This is a genomic window from Pseudomonas sp. SWRI18, assembly GCF_014268345.1.
Lineage (GTDB): Bacteria > Pseudomonadota > Gammaproteobacteria > Pseudomonadales > Pseudomonadaceae > Aquipseudomonas > Aquipseudomonas cedrina.
The window spans coordinates 373,553-394,351 of sequence record NZ_JACCQQ010000001.1; the positions used below are offsets into that span (position 1 = coordinate 373,553).

Consider the following 20,799-nt stretch of genomic DNA (forward strand, 5'->3'; position numbering starts at 1 on the left):
TTTTTTTGCGTCGGTTTTTTAAGCGTTCTGCGTACCCAAATGCATCGCGACAGGCTGCCAGTCGCGGTCATAGCAGGTAGGATGTACGTCTATTTTACGGGTGGCATGGTTAATGAAATTCAAGGATCTTCGGGATTTCGTGCAGCAACTTGAGCAGCGCGGAGAGTTGAAACGTATCCAGATGCCGATCTCGCCGGTGCTGGAAATGACTGAGATTTGCGACCGCACCCTGCGCAACAAGGGCCCGGCGCTGCTGTTCGAAAACCCGACCGGCTATGACATTCCGGTGCTCGGTAACCTGTTCGGCACCCCCGATCGGGTCGCCTTTGGCATGGGCGCCGAGTCGGTCAGCGAGCTGCGCGAGATCGGCAAGCTGCTGGCCTTCCTCAAGGAGCCCGAGCCGCCCAAGGGGCTCAAGGATGCCTGGTCGAAGCTGCCGATCTTCCGCAAGATCATTGCCATGGCCCCCAAAGTGGTCAAGGATGCGGCGTGCCAGGAAGTGGTCATCGAAGGCGATGACGTCGACCTGGCCATGCTGCCGGTGCAGACCTGCTGGCCCGGCGACGTCGGCCCGCTGATCACCTGGGGCCTGACGGTCACCAAGGGTCCGAACAAGGACCGCCAGAACCTCGGTATCTACCGCCAGCAAGTGATCGGCCGCAACAAGGTGATCATGCGCTGGCTGAGCCACCGTGGCGGCGCGCTGGACTACCGTGAGTGGTGCGAAAAACACCCCGGCAAGCCGTTCCCGGTTTCCGTGGCCCTGGGCGCCGACCCGGCCACCATCCTCGGCGCTGTCACGCCGGTGCCGGACAGCTTGTCCGAATACGCCTTCGCCGGGCTGCTGCGCGGTAACCGCACCGAGCTGGTGAAGTGCCGTGGCAACGAACTGCAGGTGCCGGCCACCGCCGAAATCATCCTTGAAGGAGTGATTCATCCCGGCGAAATGGCTGATGAAGGCCCGTACGGTGACCACACCGGTTACTACAACGAAGTCGACAGCTTCCCGGTGTTCACCGTCGAGCGCATCACCCACCGGATCAAGCCGATTTATCACAGCACTTACACCGGCCGGCCGCCGGATGAGCCCGCCATTCTCGGCGTGGCGCTCAACGAAGTGTTCGTGCCGATCCTGCAGAAGCAATTCCCGGAGATCACCGACTTCTACCTGCCGCCGGAAGGCTGTTCGTACCGCATGGCCATCGTCACCATGAAGAAGTCGTACCCAGGCCACGCCAAGCGGGTAATGCTCGGCGTGTGGTCGTTTTTGCGACAGTTCATGTACACCAAATTCGTTATTGTCACCGACGATGACATCAATGCCCGCGACTGGAACGACGTGATCTGGGCCATCACCACGCGCATGGACCCCAAGCGCGACACGGTGATGATCGATAACACGCCGATCGACTACCTCGACTTCGCCTCGCCGGTGTCGGGCCTGGGTTCGAAGATGGGCCTGGACGCCACACACAAATGGCCGGGTGAAACCACCCGTGAATGGGGCCGGGTGATCGTCAAGGATGAAGCCGTCACCGCCCGTGTCGATGCGATCTGGAAAGAATTGGGAATAGATTGATGCGTGTAACCCTGCAACCTTCCGGCGCCGTGCTGGAGCTGGTCCCCGGCGAGCGAATCCTCGAAGGCGCGCGTCGCCTTGGCTACGAATGCCCCCAGGCCTGTCGCAACGGCGTGTGCCACGTATGCGCCGCGCTGCTGGTGGAAGGGCGGGTGCGGCAAGGCGGTGAAGTGCGTGATCATGGCGAGTTCTACACCTGTATCGCCGAGCCGCTGGAAGACTGCATTGTGTTGTGGGATGGCGTGCTGGCGCCGGGAGAATTGCCGTTGCGCAAGCTGGCGTGCCAATTGAGTGAATGCGTGGAAGTGGGTGGCGATGTGTGGCGCGTGCGCCTGCTGGCGCCAGCGGGCAAGGCGGTGCGTTACCACGCCGGGCAATACCTGATGATCGAGCGGGAGAATGGCGAGAAATCGGCATTCTCCCTGGCGTCGGCGCCTCACGCCGGGCGCGAGTTGGAGCTGCACGTGCTGGTGCGCGAAGACAGTGCGCGCACTTTGCTGGAGCAACTGCAACGCAACCGGATGGCCCGCGTCGAGCTGCCGTTCGGCGACACCCACCTGGCCGAATTGCCGGATGGGCCGTTGGTGCTGATCGCCGCCGGTACGGGCATGGCGCAGATGCACAGCCTGATCGAGCATTGCCGTGCCAGCGGCTTCAAACACCCCGTGCACTTGTACTGGGGCGTGCGTCGCCCGGATGATTTCTACCAGATCGAACACTGGGACCAGTGGCTGCAATTGCCCAACCTGTTTCTGCACAAAGTCGTCAGCGATGTGTGTGGCTGGGAAGGGCGCTGCGGGTTGCTGCATGAAGCGGTGTGCGAAGACATCGCCGACCTCAAGTCGGTGCATGTCTATGCCAGCGGTTCGCCGGCAATGATCTACGGCACCCTGGACGCCCTGGTCGACGCCGGCATGGATGCGCACCAGATGCGTGCGGATGTGTTCGCCTACGCCCCCAGACCCTGACTCGACCGCATAAATAACGGGTCTACGCCGATCAAACTGTGGGAGCGGGCTTGCTCGCGAAAGCGGTGTATCAGTACCAGATATACTGACTGACCCACCGCTTTCGCGAGCAAGCCCGCTCCCACATTGGGATCTGCGCCTGGCTTATATCCGGCCTTATTCGCTTACGGTATTTAGCCCTTCAGCCAAATGTCCTTAAGCTATATCTGAAATGGCCAGCTTATTGCTGCTGGTTTGACGACGATAAAGTTGCTGACAGTTGGTAACACAGGAGGCGCACCGTTTTTTGCCATGACCGCCATTGAAACCGATCTTCTGCAATTGGCTTACCCTCCGCGCCTCGATCTGGGGCCGCAACTCACGCACGAACAATTGATGAGCTCGATGCAGGCCACCATGGCTCGGCATAAGGGTGGTCCGGTCTGGCTATTTGCGTATGGTTCACTGATCTGGCGCCCCGAATGTTCGTCAGCCGAGCGGGTGCGGGCGCGGGTTCATGGCTATCACCGGGGGCTTTACCTGTGGTCCCATGAACATCGGGGCACGCCGGAAATTCCGGGTCTGGTTTTCGGCCTGGATCGCGGCGGCTCTTGCAGCGGGTTTGCCTACCGGTTGCCTGAAGACCAGTTGGAAGCGTCGCTTTACGCGTTGTGGCAGCGTGAGATGCCGTATCCGTCCTACCGGCCGCACTGGCTCAGTTGCCGTCTGGAAGATGGCACTACGGTGCAGGCGTTGGGGTTTGTATTGGAGCGGCACCTGCCCAGCTACGCCGGTAACTTGCCCGACATCGTGCTCAACCACGTGTTGCAAAGTGCTTGCGGGCGTTACGGCACTACCCGCGATTATGTCGAGCAGACCGTCAACGCCCTGCGTAGCCACGCCATGCCAGATAAAAACCTGGAGGCGCGGCTCAAGCGTTGTGCAAAGGGTTGCGCAGGGGTTAACGCGCTGAGCTGACGCTGTTGGTGTGCCACAGCGTTGGGATCAGGAAAGCGATTGCCAGTACGCACGCACCAATCAGCAGCACAAAACCGCCGTCCCAGCCGAAATGGTCCACGGTGTAGCCCATGGCCGCGCTGGCTGCCACAGAGCCACCCAGATAACCGAACAGACCGGTGAAGCCCGCAGCAGTGCCGGCGGCTTTCTTCGGTGCCAATTCCAGCGCCTGCAGGCCAATCAGCATCACCGGGCCGTAGATCAGGAAACCGATGGAAACCAGCGCGATCATGTCGACCATCGGGTTGCCCGGCGGATTGAGCCAGTACACCAGCGTCGCCACGGTCACCAGGGCCATGAACACGATGCCTGTGAGGCCACGGTTGCCACGGAAGATCTTGTCCGACATCCAGCCGCACAGCAGCGTGCCCGGGATACCTGCCCATTCATAAAAGAAGTAAGCCCAGGACGACTTGTCGACCGTGAAATGCTTGGCTTCTTTCAAGTAGGTCGGTGCCCAGTCCAGCACGCCGTAGCGCAGCAGGTAGACGAACACGTTGGCGAAAGCGATGTACCACAGCATTTTGTTGTGCAGCACGTATTTGACGAAGATTTCCTTGGCGCTGAATTCGTCTTCGTGGCTGGCGTCGTAGCCTTCGGGGTAATCGTTCTTGTACTTCTCGATCGGCGGCAGGCCGACCGATTGCGGGGTATCGCGCATGGTGATGAAGGCAAACGCCGCCACTGCCAACGCCACCGTGGCCGGCACGTAGAACGCTGCATGCCAGTCGTTGAACCAGGCCATGCCCAGCAGGAATAGCGGGCCGATCAGGCCGCCGCCGACGTTGTGCGCCACGTTCCACACCGACACCACGCCGCCGCGTTCTTTCTGCGACCACCAGTGCACCATGGTCCGCCCGCTCGGCGGCCAGCCCATGCCTTGGGCCCAGCCGTTGATGAACAGCAAAATGAACATCATGGTCACGCTGGACGTCGCCCAAGGTGCGAAACCGAAAATGAACATCACCCCGGCGGACACCAGCAGGCCGAAGGGCAGGAAGTAGCGTGGGTTGGAGCGGTCGGACACCAGGCCCATGAGGAACTTGGACAGGCCGTAGGCAATCGCGATGGCCGACATCGCCAGACCCAGTTGGCCGCGGGTGTACCCCTCGTCGATCAGGTAAGGCATGGCCAGGGAAAAGTTCTTGCGCAGCAGGTAGTACCCGGCGTAACCGAAGAAGATACCGGCGAAGATCTGCCAGCGCAGGCGTCGGTAGGTGCTGTCTATTTTTTCTTCAGGCAGGGGCGCCTGGTGGGCGGCAGGACGAAAGAAAGCAAACATTCAAGAGCTCCAGATTTCTTGTTTTGACTGCGGATGCGAATGTTACAGTTTCGTTACCGAAAATAGCATCGCCTCTTATCTGCAAACACAGGAAATGAGCGCAATTGCATGTTCTTTAATGAACATGTCGCGGATAGATAGGTGCTGGTCGTTATTAAGTTTCTCAGGATGCTGGAGATCCAAATGTGGGAGCGGGCTTGCTCGCGAATGCGGAGTGTCAGCCAATACATAGGTAACTGATCCACCGCTTTCGCGAGCAAGCCCGCTCCCACAGGTGATTGCATTCCAAGTCAGCGGATTTGGACGACAACCTTACCGACAGCCTTGCGCTGGCCGAGGTCATTGATCGCCTGGGCGGCCTGTTCCAGCGGATACACCTGAGACACCAGCGGCTTGAGCCTGCCGTCACCGTACCAGGTGAATAACTGCTGAAAATTCGCCGCATTGTCCTGCGGCTGCCGCTGGGCAAACGATCCCCAGAATACCCCAACCACCGCCGCGCCCTTGAGCAGCGCCAGGTTCACCGGCAGCTCGGGAATGCGCCCGCTGGCGAACCCCACCACCAGCAGGCGTCCGTTCCAGGCGATGGCGCGCACGGCCTGGTCAAACAGGTCGCCGCCCACCGGGTCATAGATTACATCGGCACCGTTGCCGTCGGTGAGGCGCTTGATCTCGTCTTTCAGGTTGGCTTCGCTGTAGTTAATCAGCTCATCCGCGCCGGCGGCCTTGGCCACTGCAAGCTTGTCGGCACTGCTGGCGGCGGCAATCACCCGCGCGCCCATGGCTTTGCCGATTTCCACCGCGGCCAGGCCCACGCCACCGGAGGCGCCGAGTACCAGCAGGGTTTCGCCGGGCTGCAGGTTGGCTCGCTGTCTCAGCGCGTGCATGGACGTGCCGTAGGTCATGCTGAATGCGGCAGCGGTATTGAAGTCCATGCTCGGCGGGATCGGCAGCACGTTGTAGCCCGGCACCGCCACCTGCTCGGCAAAGCTGCCCCAACCGGTCAGTGCCATGACCCGGTCACCGACTTTCAGGTGGCTGACCTTCTCACCCACTTCACTGACCACGCCTGCCGCTTCGCCACCCGGTGAAAACGGGAAGGGCGGCTTGAACTGATACTTGCCCTCGATAATCAAGGTGTCCGGGAAGTTGACGCCGGCGGCATGCACGTCCAGCAGGATCTCGTTCTTCTTGATCGTAGGGCTCGCGATCTCTTCCAGCACCAGGGTTTCGGCGGGGCCGAAGGCTTTGCACAGCACAGCTTTCATCGGACTATTCCTTTTGGCGTCGTGGCCGATAAGTGTAGGAGGGTCCGCTCGTGGGTCAACGAGCATGCCCAGGCCTGATAAGCCGCCATAAGCTTGTACTCAGCCTTGCTAGCGTTATGCTACCTGGCAACCGAATGTGAGGAATGAACTGTGAAAGCGTGGATCCTGTTGATGCTGGCCCTGACCTTGCCGATGGCGGCCCAGGCCGAAGAAGCCAAAGAGGGCGAGGCGCCGAAGGTCAGCTATATCAGCCTGAGCCCGCCGTTCGTGGGTAACTATGGCCTCGATGGCACGGCAAAACTAAAGGTATTCAAGGCCGACATCGCCCTGCGCGTGACCGGCACCGAAGCGGCCGCCGCGGTCAAGGCCAACGACGCGTTGATCCGTAACCAGTTGGTTGCGCTGTTCACCCAGCAGACCAGCGAGGCGATGAGCACTGTGGAAGGCAAAGAGAAACTGCGCCAGGAAGCACTTAAGCAGACTCAGCAAGTGATGAATGATGAGACTGGCAAGCCGGTGGTGGAAGATTTGTTGTTCAACAACCTGATCATTCAGTAGCAATTCAGCGTAGCGCCATCACCGCAGCCCATTGCTCGGCGGTGACCGGCATAACCGACAGCCGGCTGCCTTTTTGCACCAGAGGCATCTCGGCGAGCGCGGTTTGCTGCTTCAGGTAGCCCAGGTCCAGCACCTTGGGAAAGGTCTGGACATGCGCGACGTTGATCGCGCTCCACGGATTCTTTTCCGGCGTGGCCTTGGCATCGAAGTAATGGCTGTGCGGTTCCAGGGCGGTGGGATCCGGATAGGCCGCCTCGATGATTTTGCCGATGCCGGCAATACCTGGCTCGGGGCAACTGGAGTGGTAGAAGAAAAATTCGTCCCCCACCGCCATGGTCCGTAGGAAATTGCGCGCCTGATAGTTGCGCACCCCGTCCCAGCGGGCTTCGCCGAGCTTTTCCAGGTCGTTGATCGAGAGCTCGTCGGGCTCGGATTTCATCAGCCAGTAGGCCATTTTCGGGCTCCTGAAAAAGGCAGTGGGCAAGTTGTCGGGCAATATGATGACAAACCGACAGTCGGTTGGCGCCAAGGTTTGCGTGTTGGTTCACGTTACCGCAGAATGCCGGCTTTTAAAGCTTGACGCAGCTGCAACGGACTACATTGGAACGTTGTTGTCATCGTGTACGAGGTGCCTGAAGGGGGGCAGTCGATGCAACGTAAACCGGATTTACTATGGATTTTGGTTATTTTGTTTGGTCTGGGCGTCGTGACCACCGGGTATGCGCAAAGCTTGTGGTCCAATAAGGCCGATGCGCCTGTAGAACTGTCACCCGTGCAACAGCAATTCAAGCGCTGACACGGCTTCAAGGCGCCGCTGATTCCAGCGGCGTTTCTGCGATATACCACTGCTTATCCGTGACGGTGCCAGCCAGCGGCACATCCCAACTTGCCTGCACCAGTCGCTCGACCTTCTGGCATTCATGGGCCAGGCCCAGCAGCGTCGGCTTGCGCCAGCTCCGGCGGCGCGCCAGGTAAGCCAGGCTGCGATCGTAAAACCCGCCACCCATGCCCAGCCGTCCACCGGCATCGTCGAACCCCACCAATGGCAGCAGCACCAGGTCCAGCGCCCACACCTTGCGTTGGCGGCTGATATTCACCCGAGGTTCCAGAATGCGAAAGCGGTTGGGCAGCAGCTTTTCCCCAGGCCTTACGCGTTGGAACACCATCTTGGTCCGTGGCCAGGCGCTGAGTACCGGCAGGTAGGTGGCCTTGCCACGACGCTGGGCGGCGCGCAGCAGCAGGCGCGGATCGATTTCACCGTCCGTCGGCAGATACAAGGAAATATGTTTGGCCCGGCGAAACAGCGGGTGCTGTGCCAGTTGCCGATACAGGCCTTGGGCGGCCTTGCGTTGCTCGCTCGGCGTGAGGGCGCGGCGGGCGTTGCGCAACATGCGTCGAAGTTGCGGACGAGAAAGCGGCGCAGGTTCGGTCATGGTTTTCGGCTCATAAAACAATGCCAGTCCGAGGACTGGCATTGAGTTTGGGAATTCAGGCTCCCCGACAGAACCGCTGTCGACTTAGCCCTTGAACCCGAAAGTTCAAGGTGGAAGAAGCAGTAGGCTTTAAGGCTTTCCGTCTAGCGGACATGCACACCAGCCCAACGTGCAACTTCCAGGGTAGTGCGAATCGGCTCCGGGACATCGCCGACTGGCAAGCACGCCAGGGAGTGAGGCGAGTATACCTTAAACAGTCGCGGCAATCAGCCCTTGGGTGCGTCCGAATCGCTGGAAAGCACCAGATCAACCCGCTCGAGCAGGTCACGCACTTGCTCACGCGTCGAGCCGCTGGCCTGCGCGTCAGGGCGTTCCTGCTTATGCAGAAGGTCGTGGGTAATATTCAGTGCGGCCATCACGGCGATGCGGTCGGCGCCGATTACTTTGCCGCTGCTGCGGATTTCACGCATCTTGCCATCCAGGTAGCGGGCGGCGCTCACCAGGTTGCTGCGCTCCTCCTGGGGGCAGATGATCGAATATTCTTTATCGAGGATCTGCACGGTGACGCTATTGCTTGAACTCATGAGTCTTGCTCCAGGGCCTTCAGGCGCGAAATCATCGATTCGACCTTACGCCGGGCGATTTCGTTTTTTTCAATGAGGTGAGCGCGTTCCTCGCGCCAGGTCTTTTCCTGAGCTAATAGGAGTCCGTTTTGACTCTTTAGTTGCTCGACGCGGGTAATTAGCAATTCGAGTCTGGCCATCAGCGCTTGCAGGTCGGTGTCTTCCATTGGGTTCCACTGGATTTGTCTGATGAATGGCAACTGCAGGATAAACGATCTGACGCCCTTGATAGTCTTGGTACGTCTGCCGGTGCTAGGATACAGCGCTCCATTCTAGACATTGCGCCGTCTGGCGCCTAGCTCACCATGCCTATTCAGAACTCCCCGTACGACGCTTTTTCCAAACTGCTGAGCACCAGCGGCCACCCCTGCTCGCCTGCCGAACTGCACGGCGTGTTGCTGGGCCGCAGCTGCACCGGCGTTGGCTTTGATGCCGACAATTGGCTGGCCGACGTGGCCGAGCTGCTGGAGACCGAACCTACCGAAAACGTGCGTAATGCGCTGATCGGCCTGCAGGAAATGGTCAAAGGCGAGCTCACAGGTGATGACGTCACCGTGGTCCTGCTGCTGCCCACCGACGACGCCCCGCTCACCGAGCGTGCCGCGGCCCTGGGCCAATGGTGCCAAGGCTTCCTCCACGGTTTTGGCGTCAACGCCGGCGGCCTGGAACTGAGCACCGACGCCAAGGAAGTGTTGCAGGACTTGGCTGCCATCTCTCAGGTGCAGGATGCCCTGGAGGAGTCCGAAGACGGCGAAGGCGACTACATGGAAGTGATGGAATACCTGCGCGTCGCGCCGTTGCTGCTGTTCACCGAGACCCGCAAGTCCGCTGAACCTGCCGCGCCCAAGCCGTCGCTGCACTGAAAAAGGAAGCCCGTCTGCCCATGATCCACATCCCCAGAGCGGAATACACGCGGCGCCGCAAGGCGCTGATGGCGCAGATGGAACCCAACAGCATCGCGATCCTGCCGGCCGCCGCCGTGGCGATCCGCAACCGTGACGTCGAGCATGTGTACCGCCAGGACAGCGATTTCCAGTACCTGAGCGGTTTCCCCGAGCCCTCGGCGGTGATCGTGCTGATGCCCGGTCGCCAGCATGGCGAGTACGTGCTGTTCTGTCGCGAGCGCAATGCCGAACGCGAATTGTGGGACGGCCTGCGCGCCGGCACCGAAGGCGCAGTGCGTGATTTTGGCGCCGACGATGCCTTCCCCATCACCGATATCGACGACATCCTGCCCGGCCTGATCGAAGGCCGCGACCGGGTGTATTCGGCCATGGGCAGCAACGCGGAGTTCGATCGGCACCTGATGGAATGGATCAACGTGATCCGCTCCAAGGCGCACCTGGGTGCGCAGCCGCCCAACGAATTCGTTGCCCTGGATCATCTGCTTCACGACATGCGCCTGTATAAATCGGCGGCGGAGCTGAAGGTAATGCGCGAGGCCGCGCGGATCTCCTGCGCTGCCCATGTACGGGCGATGCAGGCCAGCCGCGTCGGTTTGCACGAGTTCAGCCTGGAGGCCGAGCTGGATTACGAGTTCCGTAAAGGCGGCGCTAAAATGCCGGCCTATGGCTCCATCGTCGCGGCCGGGCGCAACAGCTGCATCCTGCATTACCAGCGCAATGACGCGCTGCTCAAGGACGGAGACCTGGTGCTGATCGACGCCGGTTGCGAAATCGACTGTTACGCCAGCGACATCACTCGCACCTGGCCGGTGAATGGCAAATTTTCACCCGAACAGAAGGCGATCTATGAAATCGTGCTGGCTTCCCAGGAAGCCGCCTTTGCCCAGATCGGCCCCGGCAAGCACTGGAACCAGGCCCATGAAGCGACCGTGCAAGTCATCACCGCCGGGTTGGTGAGACTTGGGCTGCTGCAAGGTGACGTCGATGAGCTGGTCGCCAGCGAAGCCTATAAAACCTTCTATATGCACCGCGCCGGTCACTGGCTGGGCATGGACGTGCATGATGTGGGCGATTACAAAGTGGGCGGTGAATGGCGTGTGCTGGAAGTCGGCATGGCGTTGACCGTGGAGCCGGGCATCTACATCTCGCCGGACAACCTGAACGTGGCAAAGAAATGGCGTGGCATTGGCGTACGCATCGAGGACGACGTGGTGGTGACCAAGCAAGGCTGTGAAATCCTGACCGGCGGCGTGCCCAAGACCGTCGACGAGATCGAAGCTCTCATGGCGGCTGCCCGATGAGCCGGGTCAACCTGGCGATCATCGGTGGCGGCCTGGTGGGCGCCAGCCTGGCGCTGGCGTTGCAGGCAGGGGCCAAGGCACGGGGCTGGAAGATCATGCTGATCGAACCCTTTGCACCGGGCGACAGCTACCAGCCGAGCTACGATGCGCGCTCTTCGGCGCTGTCCTTTGGTGCCCGGCAGATCTATCAGCGCCTGGGCCTGTGGCAGGATATTTCCCGCCGCGCCGAGCCGATCAAGCAAATCCACGTGTCCGACCGTGGGCGTTTCTCCACCGCGCGTCTGTCTGCCATGGAAGAGGGCGTGCCGGCCCTCGGTTATGTGGTGGAAAACGCCTGGCTGGGCCAATGCCTGTGGCAAGGCCTGGATAAGGATGTGGTCAGTTGGCGCTGCCCGGCGGAAGTCACGCGCATGGAGCCGCTGCCGGATGGCTACCGCCTCACGCTCAACGATGAAACCGTGCTGGACTGCGACCTCGCGGTGCTGGCCGACGGCGGCCGCTCCGGCCTGCGCGAACAACTGGGCATTGGCGTGAAGACCCGCCCGTATAACCAGAGCGCGTTGATCGCCAACATCACCCCGAGCGAAGCCCATAACGGCGAAGCGTTCGAGCGTTTCACCGATGAGGGCCCGATGGCCTTGCTGCCGCTGCCGGACAACCGCTGCGCGCTGGTGTGGACGCGCATCGGCATGGACGCCCAGCGCCTGGCCAGCCTGGATGAACGTAGCTTCTTGAAGGAATTGCAGGACGTGTTCGGTTACCGCCTGGGCACCCTGAAGCAAGTCGGCGCCCGTCACTTGTATCCGCTGACCTTGGTGGAAGCCGAGGAGCAAGTGCGCTCGCACCTGGCGATTCTGGGCAATGCGGCCCACAGCCTGCACCCGATTGCCGGGCAGGGCTTCAATTTGTCCCTGCGCGATGCGAATGCCTTGGCCGAAGCCTTGCTGGCCGGGCCGACGGTGCCCGGCGACCTGGCGACTTTGCAGGCCTATCGGGAGCGCCAGCGCATGGACCAAAAGCTGACCGTGGGGTTTTCCGACCAGGTCACGCGCTTGTTCGGCAGTGCGCAACCGTTGGTCGCGATGGGCCGCAACATGGGCCTGCTGGGCCTGGACCTGCTGCCGCCGGCCAAACGCTGGTTCGCTCGTCAGGCCATGGGCCTGGGCACGCGTCCCGATGCGTAAGTGGCTGATCGAGCGCCTGGGCAAGGCGCGGTTGTTGCGTTGGGTCATGACCCTGTACCCGCCGTACCTGGGCGCGGGGGTCAGCGTGCAGCACATGAGCGCCGACTTTCGCCACGTCAAGGTGCGCATGGGCCTGGGCTGGTACAACCGCAATTATGTCGGCACGCAGTTCGGCGGCAGCCTGTATTCAATGGTCGACCCGTTCTACATGCTGATGCTGATGGAGAACCTGGGCCGCGACTACATCGTGTGGGACAAGGCGGCGAGTATCGACTTCATCTCGCCGGGCAAGGGCCCGGTGTTCGCCGAATTTTCCATCGACGAGGCCTTGCTCGATGAGGTGCGTCGGCAGACCGAAGGGGGCGAGAAATATTTGCCTCATCTCAAGGTCCAGATCCATGACGGCTCCGGCACCCTGGTGGCGCGGGTCGACAAAACCCTTTACGTGCGGCGCAAGCCGCCAGTGAGACAGGCTTAAAAGCATGGACATGCGCGCAGATGTGCTGATTGTCGGGGCCGGAATGGTCGGAAGCGCCCTGGCGCTGGCGTTGCAGGGCAGTGGCTTGCAGGTGCTGCTGCTCGACGGAAGCCCGCTGAGTGTCGCGCCGTACGACCGCGATGGCGCCTTCGAACCACGGGTGAGCGCCTTGTCGGCCGCCAGCCAGCGCATCCTCGAACGCCTGGGCGTGTGGGACGGCATCGTGGCGCGCCGCGCCAGCCCTTACGGCCAGATGCAGGTGTGGGACGGCAGCGGCACTGGGCAGATCCACTTTTCGGCGGCCAGCGTGCATGCCGAGGTGCTGGGGCATATCGTCGAGAATCGCGTGGTTCAGGACGCCCTGCTTGAGCGCTTGCACGATTGCGATCTTGGCCTTCTGGCCAACGCACGCCTGGAGCAGATGCGCCGTTCCGGCGATGAATGGCTGCTGACCCTGGCCGATGGCCGCAAGTTACGCGCACCGTTGGTAGTGGCTGCCGATGGCGCCAACTCCGCCGTGCGCCGACTGACCGGCACCGCGACCCGCGAATGGGATTACCTGCATAACGCCATTGTCACCAGCGTACGCACTAGCCAGCCGCACCAGCGCACGGCATGGCAACGTTTTACCGACACCGGCCCACTGGCCTTTCTGCCGCTGGTGCGGGACGGGCAGGAAGATTGGTGCTCGATTGTCTGGTCGACCACCCCCGCCGAGTCCGAACGTCTGATGGCACTGGAGGACGAAAACTTCTGCCGTGAACTGGAGCGCGCCTTCGAAGGGCGGCTCGGTACGGTGCTGAGCGCCGACCCACGCGTCTGTGTACCGTTGCGCCAGCGTCACGCCAAACGCTACGTGGCCGAAGGCCTGGCGTTGATCGGCGACGCGGCTCACGTCATCCATCCCTTGGCGGGGCAGGGTGTGAACCTGGGGTTCCTCGACGCTGCGGTGCTGGCCGAAGTGCTGCTGGCCGCGACCGAGCGCGGTGAGCGCCTGGCGGATGTGAAAGTGCTGAGCCGCTACGAGCGCCGACGCATGCCGCACAACCTGGCGCTGATGGCGGCGATGGAAGGTTTCGAGCGGCTGTTCCAGGCCGACCCATTGCCGCTGCGCTGGTTGCGCAATGCCGGCCTGAAGCTGGTCGACCAGATGCCCGAAGCCAAGGCGGTGTTCGTGCGCCAGGCGCTGGGCCTGACCGGCGACCTCCCGGAACTCGCCAAACCCTGAATTGAAATATGGTTCCCTGTGGGAGCGGGCTTGCTCGCGAAAGCGGTTTATCAGTCGAAGATGTATCGACTGACACGACGCTTTCGCGAGCAAGCCCGCTCCCACATGGGAAATTGTCGCCTGTCCAATTGTCGTGCAACATCTGGTAACGCCTCCACCAAGCTTTACCAAATGTGAGTCCCTATCATTTGCGCTCACTTTGCAAATGAGAGACCGCACCCATGTTGGCACCCAAGCGCCTCCTGACTGCCCTGGCACTTACCCTGATCGGCAGCACCACCGTGCAGGCCGCCGACGAAGTGGTGGTCTACTCCTTACGCATCGACGAACTGATCAAACCGGTATTCGACGCCTACACCCAGAAGACCGGCGTGCAGGTGAAGTTCATCACCGACAAGGAAGCCCCGCTGATGCAGCGCATCAAGGCCGAGGGCGAAAACGCCACCGCCGACCTGCTGCTCACCGTTGACGCCGGTAACCTCTGGCAGGCCGAGCAAATGGGCATCCTGCAGCCGTTCACCTCCGCAGTCATCGACAAGAACATCCCCCTGCAATATCGCTCCTCAAAGCATGCCTGGACCGGCTTGAGCCTGCGCGCGCGGACCATCGCCTATTCCACCGAGCGGGTAAAGCCGGGCGACCTCACGACTTACGAAGCCTTGGCCGACAAGCAGTGGGAAGGCCGCCTGTGCCTGCGCACGGCGAAGAAGGTCTACAACCAGTCGCTGACCGCGACCCTGATCGAAACCCATGGCGCGGCCAAGACCGAAGAAATCGTCAAGGGTTGGGTCAACAACCTGTCCACCGAGGTGTTCTCGGATGACGTGGCCGTGCTTGAAGCCATCAACGCCGGCCAGTGCGACGTGGGCATCGTCAACACCTACTACTACGGACGCCTGCACAAGCAGAAGCCGGACCTGGCGGTGAAGCTGTTCTGGCCGAACCAGGGCGACCGTGGCGTGCATGTGAACCTGTCGGGCATCGGCCTGACCAAGCATGCGCCGCATCCGGAAGCGGCCAAGGCGCTGGTGGAATGGATGACCACGCCTGAGGCACAGAAAATCTTTGCCGATGTGAACCAGGAATTCCCGGCCAACCCGGCCGTAGCGCCATCGGCCGAAGTGGCGAGCTGGGGCAAGTTCGTGGCGGACACCTTGCCGGTGGAAGTGGCGGGCAAGCGCCAGGCTGAGGCGATTCGCTTGATGGATCGTGCGGGCTGGAACTAAGCTCGGTCTCAACAGCACAGCAGATCAAATGTGGGAGCTGGCTTGCCTGCGATACAGGCACCTCGGTGTATCAGTGATACCCAGGTGATGCTATCGCAGGCAAGCCAGCTCCCACATTGGGTAGCGACGGCTTCAAAATCCTTATTTTTTCTGAGAGCTTTTCCTTGGCCCACCCCGCCCAACGCCGCTGGTACCTGCCGGTCTTCACCGTCGCTGCCTTGGTGCTGCTGCCGCTGAGCGTGCTGTTGCTGTCCTGGCAAACCATCGACGTGCAAATCTGGTCCCACCTGTGGGAAACCCAGATGCCGCGCCTGCTGGGCAATACCCTGATCCTGATGTTGGGCGTCGGTGCCGGTGTGACCTTATTGGGCGTCAGCCTGGCCTGGCTGACCAGCCTCTGCGAATTTCCCGGCCGGCGCTGGCTGGATTGGGCGTTGATGTTGCCGTTCGCGATTCCAGCCTACGTGCTGGCGTTTGTGTTTGTCGGCCTGCTGGACTTCGCAGGGCCCGTACAGACCTTGTTGCGTGAATGGTTCGGCACCGGCTTGAGGCTGCCCCGGGTGCGTTCCACCAGCGGCGTGATCATCGTGTTAGTGCTGGTGTTCTATCCCTATGTTTATCTATTGGCGCGCACGGCGTTCCTGGCCCAGGGCAAAGGCTTGATGGAAGCGGCACGGGTGCTGGGACAATCGCCATGGCGGGCGTTCTGGCACGTGGCCCTGCCCATGGCGCGGCCGGCGATTGGTGCCGGGGTGGCCTTGGCATTGATGGAGACCTTGGCGGATTTCGGTGCGGTCTCGGTGTTCAACTTCGATACCTTTACCACCGCCATTTACAAGACCTGGTACGGCTTCTTCAGTCTGTCCAGCGCAGCCCAGTTGGCCAGCTTGCTGCTGCTGGTGGTGATGCTGGTGTTGTATGGCGAGCGACGCGCCCGGGGCGCCAGCCGACCGAGCAACGAGCGGCCGCGTGGCACAGCGCTGTATCACCTGCGCGGGCTCAAGGCGGCAGCGGCCAGCAGTTGGTGTGGGTTGGTATTCGCCTGTGCCTTCGTCATTCCGGTGCTGCAACTGGTTGTCTGGTTCTGGCAGCGCGGCCGCTTCGACCTGGATGAGCGTTATTGCGGCCTGATCATCCACACCCTGTACCTCGGCGGCATCGCAGCCTTGATCACCGTCAGCGTCGCGCTGGTACTGGCCTTCGCCCACCGCCTGGCGCCGACACGGGCGATCCGCTCCGGCATCAGTCTGGCCAACGTGGGTTACGCCTTGCCGGGCTCGGTGCTCGCCGTGTCAATCATGCTGGCGTTCAGCTACCTGGACCGTGAACTGGTCGTGCCGCTGTCCGGCTGGCTCGGCGGTGCGGGCAAGCCCTTGCTGCTGGGCAGCCTGTCGGCGTTGGTGCTGGCGTACCTGGTGCGTTTCCTGGCGGTGGCCTATGGGCCATTGGAAAACAGCCTGGCGCGCATTCGTCCGTCCTTGCCGGAAGCTGCGCGCAGTCTGGGCGTGAGCGGTCCGCGACTGTTTTGCAAAGTGTATCTGCCGTTGCTGCTACCTGGGACCTTGAGCGCAGCACTGCTGGTGTTTGTCGATGTGCTCAAGGAAATGCCGGCCACCTTGCTGATGCGCCCGTTCGGGTGGGACACGCTGGCGGTGCGGATCTTTGAAATGACCAGCGAAGGCGAGTGGGCACGGGCTTCTTTGCCGGCGTTGACCCTGGTGTTGGTGGGCCTGTTGCCGGTGGTCGGGCTGATCCGACGCTCCGCCAGGCCAATCGGTTAGGTGCCAGTCCTACGGCTTGCGGCTACAATGCGCGGCATTCGGTGCGGTCCGTCGTTCGGATCGAGTCGCTGGGCGTAGCTGCGGGCCTTGTTATTCAGGCGTTTGGCACGAACGGCATGCTGCGCACCTTCGCCACGCCCGGAAGGAGAAACCCATGGGACAGCGTACGCCTTTGTATGACCTGCATCTCGCCCTCGGCGCGAAAATGGTCGATTTTGGCGGTTGGGATATGCCTCTGCACTACGGCTCGCAAGTTGAAGAGCACCATCAGGTGCGACGCGACTGCGGGGTGTTTGATGTATCCCATATGACCGTGATCGATGTCACCGGCCCCCAGGCCAAGGAATGGCTACAGCGCCTGCTGGCCAATGATGTCGAGCGCCTGCAAGACTGCGGCCGTGCGCTGTACAGCGCAATGCTCAATGAAAAGGGCGGCGTAGTGGACGACATGATCGTCTACCGCACCGAGGCCGCCTATCGCCTGGTGGTCAATGCCGCCACCCGCGACCAGGACATGGCCTGGATGCATGCGCAATTGGGCGCCTACCAGGTGCAACTGCAGGAACGGTCCGAGTTGGCCATGTTGGCCATTCAAGGTCCCCATGCCCGGCAGAAGATCGCCGAGCTGGTCACCCAGTCCCGAGGCACGCTGATTCATCAGCTCAAACCCTTCGAAGGCCAGGCCGATGGCGATTGGTTTATCGCGCGCACGGGTTACACCGGCGAAGATGGCCTGGAGATTGTCTTGCCGGCCGACCAGGCGCCGGGGTTTTTCAACGACCTGGTGGGCGCCGGTATTTCCCCCATCGGCCTCGGCGCCCGCGATACCTTGCGCCTGGAAGCGGGTATGAACCTGTACGGCCAGGATATCCACCAGGAGGTTTCGCCCTTGGCTTCAAACATGGCCTGGAGCATCGCCTGGGAGCCTGCCGAACGTGATTTCATTGGACGCGCTGCGCTGGAAGCGGAAAAAACGGCGGGCGTGCAATTCAAACTGGTCGGGCTGGTGCTGGAAGAACGCGGGGTTTTACGCGCTCACCAAGTGGTTCGTATCGCCAATATTGGCGAAGGGGAGATCACCAGTGGTAGTTTCTCTCCTACGCTGAGCAAATCCATTGCCCTGGCGCGTGTACCGACGGCAACCGCCGATCGGGCCGAAGTGGAAATCCGCGGCAAGTGGTACCCGGTTCGAGTGGTCAAACCGACCTTCGTGCGCCATGGAAAAACCTTGATCTAACCTTCCGGCAGGCCGATGGCCGCTGACACTTTTTCTTGAGGACACAGACTATGAGCGATATCCCTGCCGACCTGCGTTTCGCCGAAAGCCACGAATGGGCCCGCCTGGAAGCTGACGGCACCGTGACCGTCGGGATCTCCGACCATGCCCAGGAAGCCTTGGGTGATGTGGTATTTGTTGAGCTGGCCGAAGTCGGCGCCACGTTCGAGGCTCAAGGCCAGGCTGGCGTGGTCGAGTCGGTGAAAGCGGCTTCGGATATCTACGCGCCGGTTGCAGGCGAAGTGATTGCCGTCAACGAGGAGCTCAGTGGTAGCCCTGAGTTGCTGAATTCCGATCCTTACGGTGCGTGGATCTTCAAGCTCAAGCCAAGCAACGCGGCTGACTTGGACAAACTGCTGGATGCCGCGGGCTACAAAGCTGCCATCGGCGAATAAACGCAAGACCTCATGTGGGAGCGGGCTTGCTCGCGAAAGCGGTGTATCAGAAGCACATTCAGTGACTGACACTCCGCTTTCGCGAGCAAGCCCGCTCTCACATGGGATTGTGTAAGCTGTGAGTGCTTAGTTCGCCTTCAGTACCGCTTTTACTGCAGCCACCGACCGTTCCACATCCGCCTCTGTCATCGCCGTAAACATCGGCAACGACACGATCAAACGCCCGACCTTCTCCGCGATTGGGAACATACCTTCCTTGAACCCCTGCGCCCGATAAAGGCTCAGCAAGTGGATCGGCGGGTAGTGATAGCCAATGCCGACGCCATGAGCCTGCATTTGCTCCATGAACGTAGCACGAGCCGGCAGACCGTCCTGACGCTCCGGCAGCACCAGTTGGAACAAGTGCCAGTTGCTGTTTTCGAAGTCGGCCGGCGGCAGCTGTGCACCGTACTTTTCTTCAAAATCATGGCCAAAGCATTTGAAATAATGCTGCGCCAGGTTCCGGCGGTGAGCGGTGATCTTCTCGATATGGGCGAATTGCCCCAGGCCGATGGCTGCGGCGATGTCGGTCATGTTGAACTTGCCACCCAGCACATCCACGTCCAGACCGTCGAAGCCTGTGCGGGTAACCCCCTGCAAGCGGTACTTTTCTGCCAGCCGGGCTTCTTCGGCATTGTTCAATACCAGGCAACCGCCCTCGGAAGAGGTGATGTTCTTGTTGGCCTGGAAGCTGAACGACACAAAATCCCCAGTGGCGCCGATCCGCTCGCCATCCCAGCTGGAGCCCAGCGCCTGGGCGGCGTCCTCGATGATGCGCAGGTTGTACTTGTTGGCCAGCGCATACAGCATCGGCATATCCACGGGCAGGCCGGCCAGGTACACCGGGATGATCGCCTTGGTGCGCGGCGTAATCGCCGCTTCCAGCTGGGCCAGGTCGATATTGCGGGTGATCGGGTCAATATCGGCAAACACCGGCGTGGCGCCCACCTCCAAGATCACATTGGCCGTGGCAACCCAGGAGATCGGCGTGGTGATGACCTCATCACCCGGCCCGATGCCGGCAATGCGCAAGGCAATCTCCATGGTGCAGGTGCCCGAATTGAACGTGCGCACCGGCCGACCGCCAAAGTATTGCGACAACTGTGCCTCGAAGGCCTGCACTTTCGGCCCGCTGGTGATCCAGCCCGAGCGCAACACATCGCCAACCGCCGAGATGGTCGCTTCATCGATGGTGGGTTTGGAAAACGGCAGGAAGGGCTGTTGGCTCATGACGACGGAAGCATCCATTTCGGGTGGGCGATAAGTGAACGAGGTATCACTGCCGGCATGGTTGCACGGCGTGACTGAATATAGCCTGTCGCCTGTGAATGAATCGTCACCGTTCGGGCAAAAATAGCCTTCGGCTTCAATGCGTGCGCCGCCCAGGCCGGTCATACCATGGACCGACAACGATGGGTTGATCGGGATGCCCTTTGTAGCCATTGAGCATCAAACGTTGGCTCTGCGCTTGCAGGCTGTTGACGTTAGTATCGAAGGGGGGCGAGTAGAACTTGAAGGTCGAGTTGTTCGGCATCGTGTATTTCCCTTCCTGACGCCAGCCGTTGTCAAAAGCATAGACTGCCGCGAAAGGGGCGACGAATGACTTGGCGTTGTCCGGGGCGTCCACCCATGCGGTCGCTTGGGGGCTGGTCAGCAGCGAACTGGAGAGGTCTTGGCGAGCGTTTTTGAATTTGGCTGAGTCGTACCAGTTTTCTGCCTGGGTATAGGGAGACGCGAATGCAGAGAGCACCAACGCGTAGGCAATTTTTTGCATAAACAATGATTCGCTTTATGTGAAAGGAACCCTAGCTTGTTGCCTGGCAAGATTAGGATCGATAGGATCTCTCGGCATTCATTTGGGAAAGTTTAAGGGCTTAGATAGTACCTCGCGACGAAGATTGTACGAATTTAAGACAAAAAAATGCCGCTTGAAAAAGCGGCATTTTTCGTGGACCCAGTGTTATTCAGTGACTGCGTTTTTCGCCAGGATGGCGTTGGCCAGTTCCATGTCCGTGGCCTGCAGGCCAGGGTTGTCGGCGCGGACTTTCTGCATGGCAGCTTCAAGGTATGGGCCACGGATGCCGCCGTCGCTGGCGACAAAGCTGCCGGCGTCGTCTTGTGCGGCGACCACCAGCTTGTGGTCCTTGAAGGTCAGGTACGTCGAGCCGGTGGTGGCGCCCGACGAGATGACATTGCGCCAGAAACTGTCGGCCATGGCTGAGCCGACAGGGAGGGAAAGCACAGCGAGGGTTGCGACAGCATATTTGAGACGCATGATG

General features: G+C 61.0%; 23 protein-coding genes and 1 other RNA gene. 14 read left to right on the forward strand and 10 right to left on the reverse strand.

Annotated features, from left to right (window positions below; translation table 11 throughout):
* Window positions 1-112: 112 nt before the first annotated feature.
* The 3 genes from ubiD (at window position 113) to H0Z09_RS01700 (ending at window position 3,504) form a co-directional block, all read left to right on the forward strand.
* On the forward strand, window positions 113-1,579 hold the full coding sequence (gene ubiD, locus H0Z09_RS01690) for a 4-hydroxy-3-polyprenylbenzoate decarboxylase (protein WP_186686508.1): 1,467 nt from the start codon (window positions 113-115) through the stop codon (window positions 1,577-1,579).
* Entirely contained in the window at window positions 1,579-2,547 is a 969-nt protein-coding gene (locus H0Z09_RS01695) for a CDP-6-deoxy-delta-3,4-glucoseen reductase (protein ID WP_076951972.1), read from the forward strand. Before ubiD ends, H0Z09_RS01695 begins: the two co-directional genes overlap by 1 nt.
* A gap of 291 nt (window positions 2,548-2,838) precedes the next feature.
* Complete coding sequence (locus H0Z09_RS01700) at window positions 2,839-3,504, forward strand: gamma-glutamylcyclotransferase (protein WP_186686522.1); 666 nt, start codon at window positions 2,839-2,841, stop codon at window positions 3,502-3,504.
* On the opposite strand, the gene glpT is transcribed toward H0Z09_RS01700, so the two are convergent.
* Window positions 3,488-4,825: a glycerol-3-phosphate transporter gene (gene glpT, locus H0Z09_RS01705; protein WP_186686524.1), complete on the reverse strand. Its 1,338-nt coding sequence runs from the start codon at window positions 4,823-4,825 to the stop codon at window positions 3,488-3,490. The genes H0Z09_RS01700 and glpT overlap by 17 nt on opposite strands.
* A gap of 290 nt (window positions 4,826-5,115) precedes the next feature.
* Window positions 5,116-6,093, reverse strand: coding sequence for an NADPH:quinone oxidoreductase family protein (locus tag H0Z09_RS01710; protein WP_186686527.1), 978 nt, complete (start codon window positions 6,091-6,093; stop codon window positions 5,116-5,118).
* Between the two features lie 150 nt (window positions 6,094-6,243).
* Between H0Z09_RS01710 and H0Z09_RS01715 the strand changes: the two genes are divergently transcribed.
* The gene (locus tag H0Z09_RS01715) at window positions 6,244-6,651 is read left to right on the forward strand and encodes a flagellar basal body-associated protein FliL (protein WP_076951968.1); all 408 of its coding nucleotides are present in this window, start codon (window positions 6,244-6,246) and stop codon (window positions 6,649-6,651) included.
* Window positions 6,652-6,655: 4 nt separating this feature from the next.
* On the opposite strand, the gene H0Z09_RS01720 is transcribed toward H0Z09_RS01715, so the two are convergent.
* On the reverse strand, window positions 6,656-7,105 hold the full coding sequence (locus H0Z09_RS01720) for an EVE domain-containing protein (RefSeq protein ID WP_186686539.1): 450 nt from the start codon (window positions 7,103-7,105) through the stop codon (window positions 6,656-6,658).
* 195 nt (window positions 7,106-7,300) lie between these two features.
* Here H0Z09_RS01720 and H0Z09_RS01725 point away from each other — a divergent pair, with 195 nt between their 5' ends.
* Complete coding sequence (locus H0Z09_RS01725) at window positions 7,301-7,447, forward strand: hypothetical protein (RefSeq protein WP_005792392.1); 147 nt, start codon at window positions 7,301-7,303, stop codon at window positions 7,445-7,447.
* A 7-nt stretch (window positions 7,448-7,454) separates the two neighbouring features.
* Here the strand turns inward: H0Z09_RS01725 and H0Z09_RS01730 are convergent, their stop codons facing one another.
* The 4 genes from H0Z09_RS01730 to H0Z09_RS01745 all read right to left on the reverse strand — a co-directional run bounded on the left by H0Z09_RS01730 (window position 7,455) and on the right by H0Z09_RS01745 (window position 8,874).
* Window positions 7,455-8,084 carry a 5-formyltetrahydrofolate cyclo-ligase gene (locus H0Z09_RS01730; RefSeq protein WP_186686542.1) on the reverse strand — a complete coding sequence of 210 codons (630 nt, stop codon included), beginning with the start codon at window positions 8,082-8,084 and terminating at the stop codon, window positions 7,455-7,457.
* 57 nt (window positions 8,085-8,141) lie between these two features.
* Window positions 8,142-8,320, reverse strand: a non-coding RNA gene (gene ssrS, locus H0Z09_RS01735) — 6S RNA.
* A gap of 30 nt (window positions 8,321-8,350) precedes the next feature.
* The gene (locus tag H0Z09_RS01740) at window positions 8,351-8,668 is read right to left on the reverse strand and encodes a cell division protein ZapA (RefSeq protein WP_186686545.1); all 318 of its coding nucleotides are present in this window, start codon (window positions 8,666-8,668) and stop codon (window positions 8,351-8,353) included.
* Window positions 8,665-8,874, reverse strand: coding sequence for a TIGR02449 family protein (locus tag H0Z09_RS01745; RefSeq protein WP_007982902.1), 210 nt, complete (start codon window positions 8,872-8,874; stop codon window positions 8,665-8,667). The genes H0Z09_RS01740 and H0Z09_RS01745 overlap by 4 nt, the downstream gene beginning before the upstream one ends.
* A gap of 138 nt (window positions 8,875-9,012) precedes the next feature.
* On the opposite strand from H0Z09_RS01745, the gene H0Z09_RS01750 reads away from it, so the two are divergent.
* The 9 genes from H0Z09_RS01750 (at window position 9,013) to gcvH (ending at window position 18,481) form a co-directional block, all read left to right on the forward strand.
* Window positions 9,013-9,570, forward strand: a complete 558-nt coding sequence (locus tag H0Z09_RS01750) for a YecA family protein (RefSeq protein ID WP_076951965.1) — start codon at window positions 9,013-9,015, stop codon at window positions 9,568-9,570.
* A 20-nt stretch (window positions 9,571-9,590) separates the two neighbouring features.
* Window positions 9,591-10,913, forward strand: coding sequence for a Xaa-Pro aminopeptidase (gene pepP, locus H0Z09_RS01755; RefSeq protein ID WP_186686548.1), 1,323 nt, complete (start codon window positions 9,591-9,593; stop codon window positions 10,911-10,913).
* Window positions 10,910-12,097 (forward strand): 2-octaprenyl-6-methoxyphenyl hydroxylase, encoded by a 1,188-nt coding sequence (gene ubiH / locus H0Z09_RS01760; protein ID WP_186686551.1) that lies wholly within the window; start codon window positions 10,910-10,912, stop codon window positions 12,095-12,097. Before pepP ends, ubiH begins: the two co-directional genes overlap by 4 nt.
* Window positions 12,090-12,575: a DUF4442 domain-containing protein gene (locus H0Z09_RS01765; protein WP_186686555.1), complete on the forward strand. Its 486-nt coding sequence runs from the start codon at window positions 12,090-12,092 to the stop codon at window positions 12,573-12,575. Before ubiH ends, H0Z09_RS01765 begins: the two co-directional genes overlap by 8 nt.
* Window positions 12,576-12,585: 10 nt before the next feature.
* Window positions 12,586-13,803 carry a 2-octaprenyl-3-methyl-6-methoxy-1,4-benzoquinol hydroxylase gene (locus tag H0Z09_RS01770; RefSeq protein WP_186686997.1) on the forward strand — a complete coding sequence of 406 codons (1,218 nt, stop codon included), beginning with the start codon at window positions 12,586-12,588 and terminating at the stop codon, window positions 13,801-13,803.
* Window positions 13,804-14,024: 221 nt separating this feature from the next.
* Window positions 14,025-15,029, forward strand: coding sequence for an extracellular solute-binding protein (locus tag H0Z09_RS01775; protein WP_186686558.1), 1,005 nt, complete (start codon window positions 14,025-14,027; stop codon window positions 15,027-15,029).
* Window positions 15,030-15,193: 164 nt separating this feature from the next.
* Window positions 15,194-16,810 (forward strand): iron ABC transporter permease, encoded by a 1,617-nt coding sequence (locus tag H0Z09_RS01780; RefSeq protein ID WP_186686561.1) that lies wholly within the window; start codon window positions 15,194-15,196, stop codon window positions 16,808-16,810.
* Window positions 16,811-16,964: 154 nt separating this feature from the next.
* A complete protein-coding gene (gcvT, locus tag H0Z09_RS01785; RefSeq protein ID WP_186686564.1) occupies window positions 16,965-18,047 on the forward strand; it encodes a glycine cleavage system aminomethyltransferase GcvT in 1,083 nt (360 codons plus the stop codon).
* A gap of 50 nt (window positions 18,048-18,097) precedes the next feature.
* Window positions 18,098-18,481 (forward strand): glycine cleavage system protein GcvH, encoded by a 384-nt coding sequence (gene gcvH, locus H0Z09_RS01790; RefSeq protein ID WP_076951957.1) that lies wholly within the window; start codon window positions 18,098-18,100, stop codon window positions 18,479-18,481.
* A 126-nt stretch (window positions 18,482-18,607) separates the two neighbouring features.
* On the opposite strand, the gene H0Z09_RS01795 is transcribed toward gcvH, so the two are convergent.
* The 3 genes from H0Z09_RS01795 to H0Z09_RS01805 all read right to left on the reverse strand — a co-directional run bounded on the left by H0Z09_RS01795 (window position 18,608) and on the right by H0Z09_RS01805 (window position 20,795).
* Entirely contained in the window at window positions 18,608-19,750 is a 1,143-nt protein-coding gene (locus tag H0Z09_RS01795; protein WP_186686999.1) for a DegT/DnrJ/EryC1/StrS aminotransferase family protein, read from the reverse strand.
* A 136-nt stretch (window positions 19,751-19,886) separates the two neighbouring features.
* Complete coding sequence (locus H0Z09_RS01800) at window positions 19,887-20,294, reverse strand: hypothetical protein (RefSeq protein ID WP_238340181.1); 408 nt, start codon at window positions 20,292-20,294, stop codon at window positions 19,887-19,889.
* Between the two features lie 186 nt (window positions 20,295-20,480).
* Entirely contained in the window at window positions 20,481-20,795 is a 315-nt protein-coding gene (locus tag H0Z09_RS01805; protein ID WP_003176799.1) for a DUF2388 domain-containing protein, read from the reverse strand.
* Between the last annotated feature and the right edge of the window lie 4 nt (window positions 20,796-20,799).

Bases quoted from the DNA above. Each gene is read 5' to 3' on its own strand.
- ubiD (WP_186686508.1), top strand. From the start codon at position 113: ATGAAATTCAAGGATCTTCGGGATTTCGTGCAGCAACTTGAGCAGCGC.
- H0Z09_RS01695 (WP_076951972.1), top strand. From the start codon at position 1,579: ATGCGTGTAACCCTGCAACCTTCCGGCGCCGTGCTGGAGCTGGTCCCC.
- H0Z09_RS01700 (WP_186686522.1), top strand. From the start codon at position 2,839: ATGACCGCCATTGAAACCGATCTTCTGCAATTGGCTTACCCTCCGCGC.
- glpT (WP_186686524.1), bottom strand. From the start codon at position 4,825: ATGTTTGCTTTCTTTCGTCCTGCCGCCCACCAGGCGCCCCTGCCTGAA.
- H0Z09_RS01710 (WP_186686527.1), bottom strand. From the start codon at position 6,093: ATGAAAGCTGTGCTGTGCAAAGCCTTCGGCCCCGCCGAAACCCTGGTG.
- H0Z09_RS01720 (WP_186686539.1), bottom strand. From the start codon at position 7,105: ATGGCCTACTGGCTGATGAAATCCGAGCCCGACGAGCTCTCGATCAAC.
- H0Z09_RS01725 (WP_005792392.1), top strand. From the start codon at position 7,301: ATGCAACGTAAACCGGATTTACTATGGATTTTGGTTATTTTGTTTGGT.
- H0Z09_RS01730 (WP_186686542.1), bottom strand. From the start codon at position 8,084: ATGACCGAACCTGCGCCGCTTTCTCGTCCGCAACTTCGACGCATGTTG.
- H0Z09_RS01740 (WP_186686545.1), bottom strand. From the start codon at position 8,668: ATGAGTTCAAGCAATAGCGTCACCGTGCAGATCCTCGATAAAGAATAT.
- H0Z09_RS01745 (WP_007982902.1), bottom strand. From the start codon at position 8,874: ATGGAAGACACCGACCTGCAAGCGCTGATGGCCAGACTCGAATTGCTA.
- H0Z09_RS01750 (WP_076951965.1), top strand. From the start codon at position 9,013: ATGCCTATTCAGAACTCCCCGTACGACGCTTTTTCCAAACTGCTGAGC.
- pepP (WP_186686548.1), top strand. From the start codon at position 9,591: ATGATCCACATCCCCAGAGCGGAATACACGCGGCGCCGCAAGGCGCTG.
- ubiH (WP_186686551.1), top strand. From the start codon at position 10,910: ATGAGCCGGGTCAACCTGGCGATCATCGGTGGCGGCCTGGTGGGCGCC.
- H0Z09_RS01765 (WP_186686555.1), top strand. From the start codon at position 12,090: ATGCGTAAGTGGCTGATCGAGCGCCTGGGCAAGGCGCGGTTGTTGCGT.
- H0Z09_RS01770 (WP_186686997.1), top strand. From the start codon at position 12,586: ATGCGCGCAGATGTGCTGATTGTCGGGGCCGGAATGGTCGGAAGCGCC.
- H0Z09_RS01775 (WP_186686558.1), top strand. From the start codon at position 14,025: ATGTTGGCACCCAAGCGCCTCCTGACTGCCCTGGCACTTACCCTGATC.
- gcvT (WP_186686564.1), top strand. From the start codon at position 16,965: ATGGGACAGCGTACGCCTTTGTATGACCTGCATCTCGCCCTCGGCGCG.
- gcvH (WP_076951957.1), top strand. From the start codon at position 18,098: ATGAGCGATATCCCTGCCGACCTGCGTTTCGCCGAAAGCCACGAATGG.
- H0Z09_RS01795 (WP_186686999.1), bottom strand. From the start codon at position 19,750: ATGAGCCAACAGCCCTTCCTGCCGTTTTCCAAACCCACCATCGATGAA.
- H0Z09_RS01800 (WP_238340181.1), bottom strand. From the start codon at position 20,294: ATGCAAAAAATTGCCTACGCGTTGGTGCTCTCTGCATTCGCGTCTCCC.
- H0Z09_RS01805 (WP_003176799.1), bottom strand. From the start codon at position 20,795: ATGCGTCTCAAATATGCTGTCGCAACCCTCGCTGTGCTTTCCCTCCCT.